Source organism: Pseudoalteromonas sp. HM-SA03, assembly GCF_002289345.1.
GTDB lineage: Bacteria > Pseudomonadota > Gammaproteobacteria > Enterobacterales > Alteromonadaceae > Pseudoalteromonas.
This window is the reverse complement of the sequence record NZ_NSDG01000126.1, coordinates 1-210: the sequence shown is the minus strand read 5'-3', so window position 1 is coordinate 210 and position 210 is coordinate 1. Positions and strand designations below refer to the sequence as shown.

Below are 210 nucleotides of genomic sequence, written 5' to 3'. Positions count from 1 at the left end.
AGCCGCAGAGGAAATTGTTGGGACAATGCCCCGATGGAGCGTTTATTTAGAAGTCTCAAAACGGAATGGCTTCCAAGTACAGGCTACAGTTCATTTAAAGAAGCTGAACAAGACGTTAGCTTTTACTTGATGAACTATTACAACTGGAGAAGGCCTCATAGTCATAACGATATGCAAGCTCCAGCAGTAGCAGAAGAAAAACTTAATTCA

At 41.4% G+C, this 210-nt stretch carries 1 protein-coding gene; it reads left to right on the top strand.

The features are described 5' to 3' along the window. A partial coding sequence (locus CKO50_RS23030) for an integrase core domain-containing protein (protein WP_141240176.1) occupies positions 1-210 on the top strand: 210 nt, incomplete at both ends.